Genomic DNA, 17,212 nt, shown 5'->3' with positions numbered 1-17,212 from the left:
CATGAGAAAAATACTCTTAATTGCCATTTTATTAATGGCTAGTATTGGCTTTAGTCAAAGTGAAGATACTGCGTCTTTAGATAGTTTTACGAGACTAAATTTAGGTCTTCATGGTTTAGAAATCACCAATGAGTTACCGGTATCTCAAAATTTTGTTTGGGAAAACAGTATAGGTTTAGGTATGGGATCTAGTAAACGCGGAAGTGATCTTAACTATACACTTTATCTCGAAATCCCTGCACCTTATATAACCTCTGAACTTAAGTTTTTTATACAATCGTAAGAAACGCACGAATAAAGGCCGTAGTACCCTAGATAATTCTGGGAATTATATTGGTTTACAAGCTAAATATAGTTTTGGTAATGACACTACCATAGATTTAAACCAAACTTTACTTACAGAATTACATTGGGGAATTCAAAGACCATTAGGAAAACAGTTTCTTTTTGATTTACATGTTGGTATTGGATACTTATCTGATTTCGATTTTAATGATGGCGGATTAAGTCCAACTTTAGGGTTAAGATTTGGTTATAAACTATTTTAAACTAGACATAAATTAATGAAAAACGCTTTTTAAATATGAAAAGCGTTTTTTTTTGTTCAAAAAAATAGCAATCTTTACACAAAGCCATTCACTATGTCAATTCTAATTACCAACATTAAACAACTACTTCAAGTCCATGAAGCTAATGTTAATATCTTAAAAGGTGCGGACATGAAAACACTACCTATATTAGAAAATGCCTATCTCTATATTGAAAACGATACTATTATTGAATTTGGTAAAATGGAAGATTGTAAGGACATGGAAGCAGAAACTACAATTGATGCAACAGGTAAGATTGTATTACCCTCTTGGTGCGATTCTCATACACATACCGTTTACGCTGGTAATAGAACTTCTGAGTTTGTAGACCGTATTAGCGGTTTAACCTATGCTGAAATAGCGAATAAAGGTGGTGGCATCTTAAATTCAGCTGAACTACTACAAAAAACATCAGAAGATGATTTGTATGCACAATCTATAAAACGTGTAAATGAATTGATAGCAATGGGAACTGGTGCTATAGAAATTAAAACGGGCTACGGACTTACTGTTGAAGCAGAATTAAAAATGCTACGCGTAATCAAACGGATTAAGCAAGAAAGTCTGGCCGTTATTATTCCAACATTACTTGCTGCACATGCTATTCCGAAAGAATACAAAGACAACAAACAAGATTATATAAAACTCATTACAGAACAATTAATACCAGAAGCATCAAAATTAAACATCGCACATTATATTGATGTGTTTTGCGAAGAGGGATATTTTGATATTAATGATACTGAAGCTATTCTTAAAGCCGGCTTAGAGCATCACTTACGTCCAAAAATTCATGTTAATCAATTTAATGTTTTGGGAGGAATTGCTTTAGGTACAAAATACAATGCTTTATCCGTAGATCATTTAGAAGAATTGAATGACTCAGATATTGAAGCTTTAAATAACACAGAAACCATACCTGTGGCTTTACCTGGTTGCTCATACTTTTTGAGTATTCCTTATACACCTGCAAGAGCTTTAATAGATGCTGGTTTACCTCTAGCAATTGCTACAGATTACAATCCAGGTTCTGCACCAAGCGGTAATATGAATTTTGTAGTAAGTGCAGCTTGTGTAAAACTAAAAATGACACCAGAAGAGGCGATTAATGCAGCAACAATAAATGGTGCATATGCCATGGGTATTAGTAATATGTATGGTAGTATAACAAGAGGGAAAAAAGCAAATCTTATAATCACTAAGCCACTAAATGATTATACTGAGATTCCTTATACCTTTGCACATAACCCTGTCGAACAAATTATTATAAATGGACAATTGTTATAACTAAAAAAGCCGAAAGTAAAACTTCCGGCTTCTGCTATCAACCAATCAAACTGTCAATATTATTTCAAAACAAATTCTGAAGATGACATTAATTCTTTGTCATTAAATACACTGATTCTATAAGTACCCTTCTCAAATTTAGAATCATCTAATTGTGAAATATACTCACAAATTTGTAATGTTCTATTCTCATAGTTAAAACGGCTCATCAAACTATAGTTTAATACTTGATCTTCAAATTGCACCTGATTATTTGATCCTAAAACATTATTGTTAGGATCTATGACTTGTACATACAATTCTTTGTCACCTGCTTCGGTTAATTTATTCTTAGCAATGGAGAAACATACTTTAATCTTATCACTGCGTCTAGCGCGCTCAGTTGGTATTTGTTTCCCACTACTCCTTTCTATAACTCCCATTCCTATTAAACCAACAGTTTGTAGTGCTGCTGCATCTTCTACAACAGTAGCTAACTCAGTATTTTGTACTAATAATGAATCTGTAAACATTGTACGTTCTGCCAATTGTACTTGCGTACTATCTAAAGACGTTGCTAATAATTCATTTTCACCTTTTAAACGATCGTTCTCTACAAGTAAAATATCCATTTCTTCTTCTAAAGCCATATATTTTTTCTTGTATCTCCATAAACTGTTCACACTATTCTGAGATACTTTTAAAGAATCCATTAATCCTTGGATGCGACCTCTAGCAGAAATTAAATCTTGATTTTTAACCTCACTATCTGCGATGGCTGCATCATATTCTTTAGCCATATTATTAAGATCGTTCATTACCTGTTGCTTATCGCTAATTAACGTTGCTTCAGTTTCTTGTTTCTCTGTGTAAAGCTTAGAAGCGTAAAATGCTGTACCTAAAAATAATACTAATAGAATACCTAAACCTACTTTTAATCCTGTACTTGTTTTTGGTGAACTTTCCATAAATTGTGTGTTTTTAATGTTATTGTTAATTCTTGTTTTTATAATTTTGTTTGAATTTACTGTAAAAACTATACATTTATTTTAAAAACGACTTCCAAATGCAAAATCTCATTTTATTTACCTCTAATGATCGCGACTCTTTATTAAAAGACCGTAAAGGAGAATCAAAATTTGGAGAACATATTCAGTTATTACCTAAACTCACTAACATATACGATGATATTAATAATTTAGACGTTGACTATGTTGTCTTTGGCATAAAAGAAGATATTGGTGTTTATGCAAATTACGGAAAAACAGGTGCTTACAAGGCTTGGGAAGCTGCAATAAAAGTTTTGTTAAATACACAAAGTAATAGCTTTACAAAAGCAAAGCGTGTTTTAATCTTAGGCCATTTAGATTATACTGAAGACCGAAAATTAGTTGAATTAAAATCATCTAAAAAAAATATATCTGAAGCACGAACATTAGTAGCATCTATAGATAAAGATGTGACGTATGTTATATCATCTATTATAAAAGCAGGTAAAATTCCAATAATTATTGGAGGTGGGCATAACAACGCTTATGGTAATATTAAAGGTGCTTCATTAGCCAACAACGACAAGATTAACGTTGTTAATTTTGATGCACATACAGACTTTAGAGCTGAGGAAGGTAGACATAGCGGAAATGGTTTTAGTTATGCATACAATGAAGATTTCTTAAAAAACTATTTCATTTTTGGACTTCATGAAAATTATACATCTCATGAATTATTTAAAACTTTAAATAAAAATAAGCATATTAAATACAATACCTATGAAGCCATTGAAATTAGGAATGAATTAGATTTTAATACAGAGCTAGAATCTGCTTTAAAGCATGTGTCTAATAAACACTTCGGAATTGAAATAGACTGCGATGCTATTGAAAATATGCCAAGTAGCGCAATGTCTCCGAGTGGATTTAGTGTAAAACAGACGAGACAATTCGTTCATTATTTTGGTCAGCATGAAAAAGCAAGCTATTTACACATCTGTGAAGCAGCACCAACAAAAAAGACGGAAACAAAAATTGGAAAGCTCATCACCTATTTAATCACCGATTTTATGAGAGCACATGGCCATTAAGATTATCAATTATAAAAGCGAGTACGCACAAAACTTCTATGATCTAAATATTGAATGGCTTAAAACCTATTTCTATGTTGAACCTTTTGATGAAGCCGTCTTAAGCCAACCAGATGAATATATCATTGATAAAGGTGGTTTTATATTCTTTGCCTTGAAAGCTGATAAGGTTGTCGGAACAGTCGCTTTAATGCCAACTGAGACAAAAGGAATTTTAGAACTCACCAAAATGGCCGTGTTACCTAAAGAACGTGGGCAAAGAATTGGACAACAGTTATTACAATATTGTATCGACTTCGGTAAAGCACAAAATCTAAATTCACTACTACTCTATTCTAACACTAAATTAGAAAATGCTATATATCTCTATAGAAAGTATGGCTTTAAAGAATTAGACCTTGAGAAAGGTACTCCTTATAAACGTGCGGATATAAAGATGCTCTTAGATTACTGACTAAACGTCAAAGGTTTTGTACAACAAAACAGATTTTAATTTAATACGGATTGTTGTTTCAGAAAAAAAATAAGATGCAACAATTTAACAATCAAGGACATTAATTAAAACCTGCATGACAATTAGTACATGTATAGATTTAAATTGATCATGATAGATAATACTATCACAAAAAGATTTTTTTTGGTTTTCTTGAGTCTTAAAGTTTGGTTTTCAAATTTTCAAAATAAACTGCTCTTTCATCTTCAGGAATCAATTCATAAATTTCAGAATTATTATTGTTCACATAAAAAACAAAGGTGTTTTCTCTATCGTTCTCTATAGCCTGAATCTTATCTATTAATTTTTTCGAAGGTTTTTTAAAAAAATCATTCCAGAACACAATTGCATAATATTCACTTTTAGGGACTTCTGCAAGCGTTACTTTTTCACCATTAATCTTACTTAGCATCGGCATAAAAAAAGATAGTTCCTGATTTTTAAAGTTTAAAACAGCGTTGTCAATATATGGTGGGTAACTGTCGAATGCTCCATCAACATTCCAGTCCATTTTATAAGGATTATCGACATAACAATTAACTAATTTAAAAATTGGCAATCCTAAACTATCAAAATACCTTACTTGAACAGGCTGAAGGTTATCACTAGTAGATTCCTCGAAATTAGATTTCATTACAGAATCGATTGCTACCTCTTTTGATTTTAGTTTATCTAATGTTTTATAAACTTTAGATATGACATTTTTTGAATACACAGCAGTATCGAGCACAAATCGATTAATTTCTGGAATTTCATAATTTTTAAAAGCCTGCTCAATCTCTCCATTAGTTTGCCATTCTGGAGTTGTATCTACTCCCAAAATTAACTTAGCAGCTAAGGGCTTACAACTGCACAATACTATAATACAAAAGATATAAATACTACTTTTCATAAGTTAAACGTTATCTAATTAGACAATTACTATTTCTAAGTGTCCACGAAAATTATAAATTAAATTTAGATTCTAAATAATCAAATCCTTCGTTTATAGTCTCAAACAAATGCTCTTCTGGAATTAAATCGGGTACAATATCAATAGAAATCAATTTATCCTTAGGTTGCTCTTGTACTGCTGTTAGAATGACTTTAACACCTTTGGTATGTAAATCCATAACCGCATTCTCAAGCGCATACAATCCTGATTGATCGATATAAGGAACACGATCCATTCGGATGATTAAGACTTTAATATTTTCAGGAATATTTTTCATTTCATCTTGAAAATGGGATGTAAAACCAAAAAATAAAGGACCATATAAATGCTTTATGTAAACCTTATCTTTATAGCTTTCATAAAATCCTAGTTCATCTTGCCAAGGTTTTTCACCATCAAAACCAGCTAAAGTTCCTACTTTCATTCCTTCCTCTCCGATATCGCTAGCGCGTTTCATAAATAATAAAGACGCTAATAATAAGCCGACCGCTACGGCTTGTATCAAGCTTCCAAACGTAGTCATTAAAAGTACGATGATAAGTACAACAGCATCTGCACGAGGTACAGCCAGTAAATGTTTAAATCCTTTTACATCAATGATTTTAAAACCAATAGGAATTAATAAGCCTGCTAAAACAGCCAGCGGAATATAACCTGCAAGCTTCCCTAGACCAAGTAATACGGCTAATAATACGAGACCATGAATGGTACCTGAAACGCGAGTACGGCCACCAGAATTAATATTCACTACAGTTCCTTTTGTCGCGCCAGCACCTGGAATTCCGCCAAATATCGCAGCTATAGCATTGCCAATACCTTGACCTATAAGTTCTCTGTTACTATTATGCTTCGTCTTTGTCATATTATCAGCAATTACAGAGGTTAACAATGAGTCTATAGAACCTAAAACTGCCAATACAACAGCGTATTCTGCAACTAAAAAATAAGCACTTGGATCTATTGAAAACAAGCCTTCAACTTGAATCGACGGCAAGCCAGAAGGTATTTCACCAATTATTGGCACATCCCATTGCAAAAAGAAACTAGCAATAGATGCCGCCACTAATGCAACTAAAGCACTTGGTATTGCTTTTGTAATAAGTGGAAAGACATAGTAAATAATTACAGTTAAAGCACCCAAGGCTAAAGCCTGCCAATTGAAATCTGTAAATAGCCTGGGTAAATCTTGCATTACCAACCATGTTGATTTTGCTGAAGACAATCCAGCAAACGGAAATAATTGTAGTATAATTATAATGAGCCCTACGCCACTCATAAACCCTGAAACCACAGGATAAGGAAAGTATTTTACATAACTGGCTATATTAATGAGACCAAATACGATTTGTAACAATCCACCTAATAGAAATGTAAGTACAATAATTCCCATGGCACTTTCAAGACTTCCAGTGATTTCAATTGCAGCAATAACTAAGGCTGCAGAAACAACGGTCATTGGACCTGTGGGACCACTAGCTTGTGTTGCTGTACCACCAAAAATAGCGGCAAATATTCCAACGGCAATCGCGCCATATAAGCCAGCAGTCGCACCTAAACCAGATTGTACACCAAAAGCTAATGCTAAAGGCAATGCTACAACACCAGCTACCAAACCACCTGTTAAGTCACCTTTAAGATTCTTTAAATCGTAAAACTTTGAAATCATAATATGAGAATAACATTAAAATGAATAAAGAGAAAAATAAAATCTATAAAAAGTCTACTTGACCAGTGTCCATATCATAAACACCTCCAACAATTTTTATCTCACCATTATCTTCCATTTCTTTTAAGATGGGACTGTTTACTCTAATGTCATTAATTGTTTTAAGAACGTTGTGCTCACAAACCATATGTACAAATTCTTCGTTTGCAGATGTTTTATCACCTTTATAATCTTTACTGAGTTTTTCTACTACAGGTCTGATCTTAGAAAGCATTGCTGTAATATTTCCAAGCTTTACATTATCTACAGCAGCTTTTACAGCACCACAGTGTTCGTGACCTAAAACTAAAATTAACTTAGAACCAGCTACTTTACAACCAAATTCCATACTACCTAACATGTCTTCATTCACAAAGTTACCTGCTACACGACCAACAAATAAATCACCAATCCCTTTATCAAAAACATCCTCAACCGGAATGCGACTGTCTAAACAAGATAATATTACAGCTTTTGGATATTGACCATCTGTGGCTTTACGTATTTGAGCAGTATGATCTCTAGCCGTTAAATCGTTGTTTACAAAACGGTAATTACCATCTTTTAAACTCTGAATAACACTATCTGGTGTCAATTTAGCTTGCTCTTCTGCGGTTAGCACCTTTTCTATTAAAGGCTTAATTTCTGTTTCCTGTCCGTTTTCTGAATAGAATGTTAATTTAGAATTTTGGCTCATATATTTCTTGGTTTTTTGTTAGACTTATTTGCTAATACCGCAACCGTAAATCTAAACCTCAAAATATAGACCTCAAAGCAAACCATATTTATAATAACAATAGAAATCATAACTTATATTTATGCTTTCTTTTTTAAGCGTAAGTAGTTTATTTATAAATAAAACACAAAAAAAGACCTTTTAAAAGTTTAAAATCTAAAAGGTCTATATCATAAAATAATTTATATTGTGGGAATGCTATTGACCACCTAAAGCCTTCAAAGAATCTAATTGACGTTGAAGTACATCTATTTGTTTAGAATTATCTTCAACTTTTGGGATCATCATTATAGAGTCTATAGCTTGCTCAATAATATCCTCATCTTTTGGTTCTTCATTATAAAAGTAGCCAATACTTTCACTGGCTCTCCAAGCTTCGTTTAGTTGGTTATAAACGGTTTCATCCCAAGAACTTGGATGTTTTACATCTATCCAAATCACATCTCTGTACTCGCTATCTATTAATACTAAATCGGGTGTAGCAGAGCCATCAAATTGTTGTGCGTCAGTAGAACTAATAGAAGATATCGTTCCTAAGAAAAACATACGTTTTCTCCCAGCAATATCTTTTATATAGGGTCTAAACTCAACAGGTGTACTTGCATTCCAATCATATTCTTTACGAGATTCTTTCACTTTTAATGGCATTGCAGAAACACCAGCATACCCTTGCTTTTTAGTCGCATGATCGTAGTAATATAGTTTGTCCGTTCCGTCTGCTGGCACAAACACACTATAGCTTAAACTGGTACGCTGATTACCTACTGGCTCTAAACCAAACCAATGGTATAAGCCACTATATGCATCTGAATTTGAACCTGCAAAATCAAAATCTGTAACGTAAGGCTGTTGGTTTTGATCTTTTGGCATCATTGGAATTTTAACGGCGGTTTCCATATTCCAAGGCAATGGATCACTAAAGCCACCTAAAAATTTTAAAGATTCTGCTTGCAACTGAGATACTTTTTCTGATAATGTATTTTGCTTATTTAAAAATGGATGATTTTTTATTTCATCTGGACTTACAAATGTTCCTTTACCAATGGTAATTCGTTCTATATAATCACTCATATCGTGCTCTCCATTATCAATAATCATAACACCACCAAATGAAGGATACGGAAAAAAGAAACCTTTCCATTTAATTAAGCTTACCACTTGAACCCAAGAACCAGAATCGTTTTTCATATAAAACGTATCGCTTGGTTCGTAATTAACTAACATCCATGGATTAAAACGCTGTACAACTGCGTTGTATGTGTTTCGGCTAAACTTTAAAGATTCACCAATTGAGAATGTAACTTCAATACGATTCTCATTAGAAAACCTTGGAAACGGCGTTGTACTGCTTACAGAAAACACCTCTTCGGTATTATCATTAATTCGCTGCATAATGTACTTTTCGCTTGGCTGAATTGCCATGGTCCATTGGTTCTCAGTGCCTATTCTCACTAAATGTGGTAAAGATACATCTTTGGTTTCACCAACACTTTCATTGGCCATTGAAAACACATTTCGTAAGGGTTGAATTCGCTCATTTTGTGTAAGAGGTAGTTCGTTTATTTCAACTTTATTAAGATTATTAAAAACATTATAAGTCTTCATGTAATCATACATATTATAATGCCAGCCAAAAACATAAAGAATACCAAAAAAGATTATTAATAATGCTAGAATACCTAAACGACCTCCTGTTTTTACTGTTTTTCTAAACTTTCTTAAACCAAGTGTTAGTATTAACAAACTCACTATAATAACAAAGAGATACTTTCTTATAAACAATAATACAGGTTGGTAATCGTCTCTAAAAAAGAACAATAACACTAATAATAGTAACACTACAAAAACTGTAATTCGTTTTTGCTTACCTCCTTTATTCCAGTAACTTTTAATCATACTTTCTTTATTGACATTCTGAGCGTGTTTCAGAATCTTAAACTTACTTATTTGAAATGAGATCCTGAAATTAATTTAGGATAACACGTCTTTGCTACATTAGACCCTTATCTTTTAAACGGTCACGTGCACTTTCTTTTTCAACTTTAGGTTCTGTTTTAATTTCCTTTTGAACTTCTTCAATTGCTTTGGGCTCTTTAGCTTTTAAATCTTCGATAAAGTCTTTACCTTTTTCAACAGCGTCTTCTACCATATCGCCAATAGAGCCACTCTTTTCCTCTACAACCTCAGACGTCTTAATTACAAAATTTGCCAAATAAGTTCCTAATAGTGTTCCTGCGGCAAAAGATGAAAATGCCGAAACTCCATTATAACTACCAAAAACAGAAATTGGTGTTAAAAATTCTACGATTAAAGCAGCTATTAAGACAACCGTAACTACAAAAACCAAGCGTGGTAAAAAAGCTTGCCTATAGACAAATCCTTTGGGATTATCAGAACTCATTTGTAGTTCTTTACTATTTACTACTTTGTTTAAAAAACGATAAGCTCCGTTTCCGTTAGATTCTCTCCAATACAGAAAAATTCCAAATAAAATGGCTGCTATAAATATGACGAGTTCAATTCCCATGGCATTGTGTTTAAGGTTCTTATAAAATTAGTCTAAAATTCTTATATATTGTTACTAATACACTCTATTACCCAATCTCTAAAAGAATTATCCCAAGTCTCATAACTCTTATAAAACTGTTCTTTATCATACCAATACAAGAATAAAACATCTTTTGGTGAAATGTTAATTAGCAACTTATGTATTAAATCGCGATGCTCTGCCGATAATGATGAATGTGGTTGATGCAATGCAAAATACAGCGATTGTTCTACCATATCTTCAACTTTAAACGCATTACTACGTTCTAACTTTTCTAGGTATAGCTCAACACCCATTACTTGTTTGCGCGTTTTAATATCTATTTTATTTAAGTAACTTTTAAATAATACATTATTATTCAAAATGTCTTTTACTGGGTGTTCAGTGTCTTTTAAAAACCGATTAAGTTCAAACTTTTTTATTCTATCGTAATTTGGTGTTTTTATAATAGATTCTAAATCACATTGAATTATAATATGATCTTTTAACTTATCGACTAATTCTGGTTGTGAAATATGATAAATTAACACGTCGTGTATTGTGTCTTTTATGGCTTCTTTATAAACCTCCATCCTTTCAAAAACGACAATAGGTTTAATAAAATCTCTAAGCAAGTAGACACCATCGAAAGCTCTTGTGAAAAATGAACTTGTTGAGTACTGTAATGCGTGTAGGCTTAAATCTCTATCTCTCAAATCTCCGTAAGTAGCGGCAGAATCTAGTAATTCTTTATGAATGGCTTCGTCTATAAAATTGTTACCTGTTTTAAATTTTTCAATAAGTCTTAATTGCTCTTTTTGTTTGCCTTCAAGATTATCTATAAGTCTAAATGTAATACTTACATCATCATACTTAAGAACATCTAATGGTTCGTAAAACACATCAATATCTTGATCAAAATCTATACATATTGCCGAATCTCTGGTAATATCATTTATCTTTTGTCCATGCGTTCTAAACACTTGTTGCATCATTTCCCTATCAAAAGAATGAAAAGGTAAATACACAGGTTTTCCTTTTTGTAAAGGTGAAATAATGATACCGTGCGGATTAGCATCACCATGATTCAGGTATTGCACATCATTCTTTTCTTCAGCAACCTCGGGACTCCAACCTACTCCATCAATAGAAAACGACGTAAGTTTAGTCTCAGAAAAACCAAGTGTCTTTAAACATTTATTGTAACGCTCAACTAATTTCCCGCTAACAGGAATTAGTTCACTTCTATATAAATTTACTTGTTTTAGTTTGTTCATCTTGTTGGCGCGAAAACGCTAATCTTATATTGAGATTTACTAGTAAAGAATTTGTAACCTTTAAATTCAAAATTTTGTTATTTTCTCAATTCTATTCCTTTTTAATCTTTTTTATATTTACAAAATTTAATGGAATAATTGCACTCAAAGCAAATGGCATAATTATTAATGCCAAAAAAGTGCTATTGTCTTCTTTTGTTAATAGTCCGTAAACACAGACAATAAATAATAAACTCAAAACACCTATTAATACTCCTGTAATCATTTTAAAACTTTCTAATTTAGCCTTTAATTTTTCCGTGGTTTTGTCTATTAAATCCATAATAATTTATTAGTTACAACAACTTATTAATCTGTGCATATTGTAATAACATAATTGTCTTTGCATCTATAATATTTTCACTTTCAATCATAGCTATCGCTTTTGGAAATGGAATTTCTAGCACTTCTATTTCATCATTTTCACTTTCCAAACCTCCACCATTATTTACTTTCATTTCATCCGTATACTGCGCAATAAATAAATACATTTTTTCGGTTAACGCTCCTGGTGATGTATATGCAGTAAGCACTTGTTTTGCATCGTTTAATTTATAACCAACTTCCTCTTCTGTTTCTCTTATAATTGTTTCTAATGGGTCGTCATTATTATCTATGGCGCCAGCGCAAGCTTCTATTGACATGCCTTCAGACTTATCATTCTCATAAATTGGCATTCTGAATTGTTTAGTTAAAATCACAGTCCCTTTTTCAGAATTATATAATAGAATTGCCGCTCCATCACCACGATTGTAACATTCTCTCGTAACACTTTTCCACTCACCATTTGCAAATTGAAAATCGTAGTCAATTCTATCTAATTTTGCCCAGGCTTTAGAAAGTATTGTGTGTTTTATATTTTTAAGATTTTCATCCATGCCATTTGATATTTTTCCATTTTTTTCTACTTTTTACTAAAAGTGGAATTAACACCTTAATATAAACAAATGATAAAGACTCTTGCACACCTAATGATTTACTCGGAATAGTTATTTCTTTTGACATCGCATTAGTTTTTATTTCCAAACTGCTCACGAGCTTCAGTTTCAATATTTAACTGGTTAACTCTAGAATCTACTTTTCGTTTAAAGTCTGTATCTGCAATAGTCGCTACATTGTCTAAATAGCGTATAACCTCTTGTCTTCTTATGTCTGAAAAGTTTAAACCTTTCATATTCGATTTCATTAATTCTTGAAGCATATTGAATTTGGTCTCATAATCCTTTTTAAAATATTTCTCTGGATTCTCAAACCAATCTTGTTCTAAATCAAAATCTGTTAGTCGCAATGAAATGGCAGATTGAATGTTACGCACATCTCGTGAAGAAAAGAACGGGAATATATTCTGAATCTCTTTATACAAGCTTGCATAGAACATGTGATCATCTGTTTTATGAAGCCTTTCTACTTTATTAAACGTGTCGTGAACGCGTTCTTCTGAAGGCTTTTCAACGGTATTAAGAATTTCTCCCATCGTTTTTGCTAGACCTTGATCTGATAAGTATTTATAGGTTTCAGGATCATCCATATTCACAAAATCTGGCATGGTATCTTTTAACTTCTTCCACCATATATAATCTTGATCTATAAAATCGTGCTCAGAACGTGCACCATCAATTTTGAATCGACCTTGCACTCGAGAAATAACGGCTTTATCTAACATTTCTGGTAAGTTTGTAAACAAACCAATAGAACTGTTTCCGTAATTTACGGCATACGCTCCTTCTGTATATCTTAAAAATACACCTATCACTTCTTTTACTCCAGCAGAAACACCTTGAGCTGTTCGTTCTTGCAAATTATTTTCAGCATCATCTATTGGTGCAAAAATTAATTTGGTTGGATCTTGCAGTGGCTTCATCCAATCTACCATTTTCTCTGCAGAACCACCTTGAAACGTACTTATCAAAGTATCTGGCATTGGGTGGAATAAAAATGGAATATCGAGATTATCACTATGCAATTTCAATCGTGTAGCAATCGCTGCAATCAACATACTTTTTCCAGTACCTGGAATTCCGTAACCCATAAAAACAGGCATAAATCCGCCTAATTCTTGAAACGGATTTTTCTTTGCTTCAAAATCATAGCTTAACATGCGTTCCGTTAAACGACGTGCAAAGTGTTTTGCATCTCTGTTACCTACAATTTGTTCGAACTCAATTTTGTTGAACTCTATACTCTTCGCTGTACCAGAAAATACATTGTCCCATCCTGAAACAGCAAATTCAGAGTTTTCAAGTTTATAAGTTCTATCAACTATAGTCTCAGTATGTTCTAAACTACTTTTTCGCAGTTGAATTTCATCTATTAAAGCTTCAAAATAAACAACAGTAAAATCGATAACATCTTTATCTGATTTTATAATATCAGGATGTCCTAAATACTTATCGAAATAAAATAACTGACACGAAATTCCTTTTAGAGGTGTCATAAGCGATACTTCCGGAATACCGGCAAACTTCTGTTTCATTACAGATAAATCGTCGGATGCGTGTGGTTTTAAATCGTGTAAAACTTTATACGCTGTAGCAAATAACATGTATGCTGTAGACGTGTGCATTTTACTTTCGTACTCTCGTTTTCCAGAATTGTCTAGCGCTGATCTATTTTCACTCAAGCTAGATAAGCCTGAAGCATCGTAATAGCTGTCTTTAATCCACATACCAAGTGTTAAACCTTCTTGTACAGCATACAACGTCTGATTTAAATAAAGTGGGAGCGCTACGGATTCTGGTAACAAGCGTTTTTTTAATGCCAATATGGTTTTTGAAACTGAAGTTACATTAACGTTACTTCCATTATTAGCTCTAGACAAATACAATAATATGGATTCATCTTTAGCGTCATTGTCTTTATTTTTAGCCCTTTGGCTTTGTTCCCATTGAATGGATTTTAAATATGATGTTGCTTCATCACGAAGCATGTCGAGTTCGTTTTGTTTTATAGGGAAAGTTGAATTGTGCTCCATGTTCTTTAGTTTGTAGTCTCAGTTGGCAGAACTAAATATTACGACCACGACTGACTACTTTTATTTATCAATTTTAAATTCTGAAATCTGAATAGGCGCCATTGCTAACTTATTCATTATTTCTGGTGTTTTATTATATAGCATTTGTATGATTCTGTGTGGTGCAAAAACATAGCGTTGTCTAAACATTGCATCCCATCTTTGAAAAGTTTGTTTGCTAAAAAAACTACCTTCTTTAAATTCGCTTGCTGATTTAAGTTCATCTATTTTAACAGAAATAGCATAAGATTCTAAAGGGATTTCTTTGTTCGCAATACCTTTTAAGACAGCATGAGTCACTTTATTTTCATCTTTTGCAAATACATTATGTATTGGTCCTAAATCGACACGCTTTATAAGCTTAGGAAACACTTTTGGTAAACGTTTATCTATAGCATAAGCCATCGTCTCTAATGACATTTCTCTGTCTGCTGCATTTTTAAGCACTTCATAGATTTCATCTTTATAATCTAGTATATTTCTACCGTCGTAATCAAAATACATATAACAAATAAATGGTCTATTGTGAGATACATCATAAAAACTCCAACTCACAAGGTGCTCTCCTTGGTTGCCTTCTGGTGCTGTTATGATTTTACCCTGAACAAAACGATTGAATATATATTCCTTCTTCGCTGATGCATAATAAACAATTGATGAAGCTTGAAACAATTTTCGCTTGGCAATTGGTTCTTTCTTTCGCATTAGTGTATCTAAAAACTCGTCTTTTAGCGTCTCTATATCTGTAAGTTTTCCGAGATATTCTTCGCGTAATGCCAAATCATTAAATAAATAACGAAACTCTAAATAGTTAGGAAAACTAGAATCGGTAAGATCTACTTTCATATTCTCTTCGTCATCATACATGTACTTAACACGCATGGCTTCTATAGAATACAATAACAAATCGCAGTATTGTTTAAAAAGTAATACTTCTTGCTGATTTAACAATTGCTTTGCCTGAACTGCAACAATTAGCTCTTTTAGTGTAAAGTCTATTGCTTTATGATAGAATATATATTGCTCCTTAGAGTCTAATACTGCTGAATCTAAAGGTGTAACAATGTTGCCTATGGACATGAATAATTATAGTTAAAATAATTTAGTTATTTAGACACCCCACAAATAAAATCTATGAGGCCTTGTCTTATAAATTCTTAGTTTCCTATAATATAGTTTACAACTAAAGAAACACAAATCTGTTATCCTAAAAGATCGTCGTCATTAGCTTCTGGCTTAGGCTCACCAGCTGGCTCTCCACCTCCATCACCCGAAGGTGCGTTTGCATCTGCTGCGTAGTAATCTTCGAAAATCTCTTTCATATCGATACCATAACGCTCTGCAAAATTCTGTTGAATAGACTTATCCTTCTCTCTAATTTCTTGTAAAGCCTCAGCGTAACTCCCATAAACGCCTTGCATTACTTTTTCGTGAACCGGAATATTATCCATCATTTCTTGACGTGCTTTTGCGCTTGCCGTATGCATTGATGCTAAAGTTGCACCAATATGCTCATCAGTTTTAACACCTAAATGTTCTAATATAGCAGCAAATTCTTGATCTGTACGTGCTTTTAAAGCCACTACATAACCGTCGTAATATTTAAGACGCTCATCTGTATCTGACTTTAATTTTGCACGATGTGTTTGTAAATTACTACGTAAGGACGTTAATACTTTTATGGTAAGATTATGCTTGTGTACAAAACTATCCTTTGATGCTGCTAGAGTTGTGTAAGCGTTTTTTAGACCTTCTAACTCTTCAACTTTTTGCTCTAGCGTTGTCACTTTACTTAAAGCTTCAGAATATTCAGTCGACTGCTTATCTGCAACTTCCTCTAGGGCTTGACGTGCTTGTTTTAGTAAAGCATATTCTGTTTCGAGTTTATCTTCTACTTCTTTTTTCTTTTGAAGGGCTTTTGTATGATTCTTACTCGCTTCTACAATTGCTGTTTTAAGACTTTCTTCTACTTCTTTAATTTCAATTTCTCTGTCTTTTAAACGTTTTATGGCTGCCTGACTTTTAAACGACAATTCATTTAATAACGTCTGAACATCTGCAGTTTCTATACGCTGTTGAAACATTGCTTTAGCTTTGTTATCTGATGCATCGCGTTCTTTTTGAGCAGTTTGAAGTTCTGCTTCAGCATCCTTAATCTTACTTTTTCGTCCCCAAAGATTATTCCACCATGTGTCTGGTTTGTTGCTCGCATCTTCAAGTTCTACTTTAGCCCGTTCTAAGCGTTTTACGGCATCATCTATAATTTTTTGCTCAGCAGGATTTAAGGCTGAAAACCCTTCGAACATAATCCCAACTTCATCCTGGTAATCTGTTAAGTCCTTAATAGCATCAAGTAAAGTTGTTCTATCCTTTTCTGCCATATCTACAACATTATCTAATGTTGCGTTCAAAATTTTCTGACGACTTTCAGGATCATCTTCTTGAGCCAATTTAGACTTCATTTGGTCTATGGCTTTTCCCCAGTTTACATCTAACTTTTCAGCTTTTTCTTGAGAGTTAGTTTCTAATAAATCAAAATCATCAGACATATTTTA

17 protein-coding genes are annotated in these 17,212 nt (G+C 32.9%); 4 read left to right on the top strand and 13 right to left on the bottom strand.

All coding sequences use genetic code 11. The annotated features are described in order from the left end of the window. Position 1: 1 nt before the first annotated feature. On the top strand, positions 2-283 hold the full coding sequence (locus B2U95_RS12080; RefSeq protein WP_296316789.1) for a hypothetical protein: 282 nt from the start codon (positions 2-4) through the stop codon (positions 281-283). 358 nt (positions 284-641) lie between these two features. Then, entirely contained in the window at positions 642-1,877 is a 1,236-nt protein-coding gene (gene hutI, locus B2U95_RS12075) for an imidazolonepropionase (protein WP_296316788.1), read from the top strand. Between the two features lie 59 nt (positions 1,878-1,936). On the opposite strand, the gene B2U95_RS12070 is transcribed toward hutI, so the two are convergent. Further along, on the bottom strand, positions 1,937-2,824 hold the full coding sequence (locus B2U95_RS12070; protein ID WP_296316787.1) for a chromosome partitioning protein ParA: 888 nt from the start codon (positions 2,822-2,824) through the stop codon (positions 1,937-1,939). 98 nt (positions 2,825-2,922) lie between these two features. On the opposite strand from B2U95_RS12070, the gene B2U95_RS12065 reads away from it, so the two are divergent. After that, positions 2,923-3,936 carry a formimidoylglutamase gene (locus tag B2U95_RS12065; RefSeq protein WP_296316786.1) on the top strand — a complete coding sequence of 338 codons (1,014 nt, stop codon included), beginning with the start codon at positions 2,923-2,925 and terminating at the stop codon, positions 3,934-3,936. Beyond that, positions 3,926-4,390 carry a GNAT family N-acetyltransferase gene (locus B2U95_RS12060; RefSeq protein ID WP_296316785.1) on the top strand — a complete coding sequence of 155 codons (465 nt, stop codon included), beginning with the start codon at positions 3,926-3,928 and terminating at the stop codon, positions 4,388-4,390. The genes B2U95_RS12065 and B2U95_RS12060 overlap by 11 nt, the downstream gene beginning before the upstream one ends. Before the next feature lie 199 nt (positions 4,391-4,589). Here the strand turns inward: B2U95_RS12060 and B2U95_RS12055 are convergent, their stop codons facing one another. The 12 genes from B2U95_RS12055 to B2U95_RS12000 form a co-directional block, all read right to left on the bottom strand. Next, on the bottom strand, positions 4,590-5,321 hold the full coding sequence (locus B2U95_RS12055) for a hypothetical protein (protein ID WP_296316784.1): 732 nt from the start codon (positions 5,319-5,321) through the stop codon (positions 4,590-4,592). A gap of 52 nt (positions 5,322-5,373) precedes the next feature. Next, positions 5,374-7,029, bottom strand: a complete 1,656-nt coding sequence (locus B2U95_RS12050) for a SulP family inorganic anion transporter (protein ID WP_296316783.1) — start codon at positions 7,027-7,029, stop codon at positions 5,374-5,376. 43 nt (positions 7,030-7,072) lie between these two features. Further along, positions 7,073-7,765 (bottom strand): carbonic anhydrase family protein, encoded by a 693-nt coding sequence (locus tag B2U95_RS12045; protein WP_296316782.1) that lies wholly within the window; start codon positions 7,763-7,765, stop codon positions 7,073-7,075. 237 nt (positions 7,766-8,002) lie between these two features. Further along, on the bottom strand, positions 8,003-9,700 hold the full coding sequence (locus B2U95_RS12040; protein WP_296316781.1) for a hypothetical protein: 1,698 nt from the start codon (positions 9,698-9,700) through the stop codon (positions 8,003-8,005). A gap of 94 nt (positions 9,701-9,794) precedes the next feature. Further along, the gene (locus B2U95_RS12035) at positions 9,795-10,331 is read right to left on the bottom strand and encodes a hypothetical protein (RefSeq protein ID WP_296316780.1); all 537 of its coding nucleotides are present in this window, start codon (positions 10,329-10,331) and stop codon (positions 9,795-9,797) included. 41 nt (positions 10,332-10,372) lie between these two features. Beyond that, on the bottom strand, positions 10,373-11,608 hold the full coding sequence (locus B2U95_RS12030; protein ID WP_296316779.1) for a DUF6638 family protein: 1,236 nt from the start codon (positions 11,606-11,608) through the stop codon (positions 10,373-10,375). Between the two features lie 91 nt (positions 11,609-11,699). Continuing rightward, the gene (locus tag B2U95_RS12025; RefSeq protein ID WP_296316778.1) at positions 11,700-11,930 is read right to left on the bottom strand and encodes a redox-active disulfide protein 2; all 231 of its coding nucleotides are present in this window, start codon (positions 11,928-11,930) and stop codon (positions 11,700-11,702) included. 13 nt (positions 11,931-11,943) lie between these two features. Further along, the gene (locus B2U95_RS12020; protein ID WP_296316777.1) at positions 11,944-12,525 is read right to left on the bottom strand and encodes an NUDIX domain-containing protein; all 582 of its coding nucleotides are present in this window, start codon (positions 12,523-12,525) and stop codon (positions 11,944-11,946) included. Continuing rightward, positions 12,518-12,652, bottom strand: coding sequence for a hypothetical protein (locus B2U95_RS12015; protein ID WP_296316776.1), 135 nt, complete (start codon positions 12,650-12,652; stop codon positions 12,518-12,520). The genes B2U95_RS12020 and B2U95_RS12015 overlap by 8 nt, the downstream gene beginning before the upstream one ends. A gap of 4 nt (positions 12,653-12,656) precedes the next feature. Then, a complete protein-coding gene (locus B2U95_RS12010; protein ID WP_296316775.1) occupies positions 12,657-14,618 on the bottom strand; it encodes an AAA family ATPase in 1,962 nt (653 codons plus the stop codon). A 60-nt stretch (positions 14,619-14,678) separates the two neighbouring features. Continuing rightward, entirely contained in the window at positions 14,679-15,737 is a 1,059-nt protein-coding gene (locus B2U95_RS12005) for a hypothetical protein (protein WP_296316774.1), read from the bottom strand. Between the two features lie 122 nt (positions 15,738-15,859). Next, a complete protein-coding gene (locus B2U95_RS12000; RefSeq protein WP_296316773.1) occupies positions 15,860-17,206 on the bottom strand; it encodes a microtubule-binding protein in 1,347 nt (448 codons plus the stop codon). Positions 17,207-17,212: the final 6 nt, after the last annotated feature.

It is taken from the genome of Winogradskyella sp. UBA3174 (assembly GCF_002364335.1).
In the GTDB taxonomy this organism is placed as follows: Bacteria; Bacteroidota; Bacteroidia; order Flavobacteriales; family Flavobacteriaceae; genus Winogradskyella.
Note: the sequence above shows the minus strand (reverse complement) of the source record. Positions and strands in the feature narration are given on the sequence as shown.

Coding starts and splice junctions, on each gene's coding strand:
- B2U95_RS12080 (WP_296316789.1), top strand. CDS start 2: ATGAGAAAAATACTCTTAATTGCCATTTTATTAATGGCTAGTATTGGC.
- B2U95_RS12005 (WP_296316774.1), bottom strand. CDS start 15,737: ATGTCCATAGGCAACATTGTTACACCTTTAGATTCAGCAGTATTAGAC.
- B2U95_RS12000 (WP_296316773.1), bottom strand. CDS start 17,206: ATGTCTGATGATTTTGATTTATTAGAAACTAACTCTCAAGAAAAAGCT.
- B2U95_RS12020 (WP_296316777.1), bottom strand. CDS start 12,525: ATGGATGAAAATCTTAAAAATATAAAACACACAATACTTTCTAAAGCC.
- B2U95_RS12010 (WP_296316775.1), bottom strand. CDS start 14,618: ATGGAGCACAATTCAACTTTCCCTATAAAACAAAACGAACTCGACATG.
- B2U95_RS12065 (WP_296316786.1), top strand. CDS start 2,923: ATGCAAAATCTCATTTTATTTACCTCTAATGATCGCGACTCTTTATTA.
- B2U95_RS12040 (WP_296316781.1), bottom strand. CDS start 9,700: ATGATTAAAAGTTACTGGAATAAAGGAGGTAAGCAAAAACGAATTACA.
- B2U95_RS12055 (WP_296316784.1), bottom strand. CDS start 5,321: ATGAAAAGTAGTATTTATATCTTTTGTATTATAGTATTGTGCAGTTGT.
- B2U95_RS12060 (WP_296316785.1), top strand. CDS start 3,926: ATGGCCATTAAGATTATCAATTATAAAAGCGAGTACGCACAAAACTTC.
- B2U95_RS12045 (WP_296316782.1), bottom strand. CDS start 7,765: ATGAGCCAAAATTCTAAATTAACATTCTATTCAGAAAACGGACAGGAA.
- B2U95_RS12050 (WP_296316783.1), bottom strand. CDS start 7,029: ATGATTTCAAAGTTTTACGATTTAAAGAATCTTAAAGGTGACTTAACA.
- B2U95_RS12015 (WP_296316776.1), bottom strand. CDS start 12,652: ATGTCAAAAGAAATAACTATTCCGAGTAAATCATTAGGTGTGCAAGAG.
- hutI (WP_296316788.1), top strand. CDS start 642: ATGTCAATTCTAATTACCAACATTAAACAACTACTTCAAGTCCATGAA.
- B2U95_RS12030 (WP_296316779.1), bottom strand. CDS start 11,608: ATGAACAAACTAAAACAAGTAAATTTATATAGAAGTGAACTAATTCCT.
- B2U95_RS12035 (WP_296316780.1), bottom strand. CDS start 10,331: ATGGGAATTGAACTCGTCATATTTATAGCAGCCATTTTATTTGGAATT.
- B2U95_RS12025 (WP_296316778.1), bottom strand. CDS start 11,930: ATGGATTTAATAGACAAAACCACGGAAAAATTAAAGGCTAAATTAGAA.
- B2U95_RS12070 (WP_296316787.1), bottom strand. CDS start 2,824: ATGGAAAGTTCACCAAAAACAAGTACAGGATTAAAAGTAGGTTTAGGT.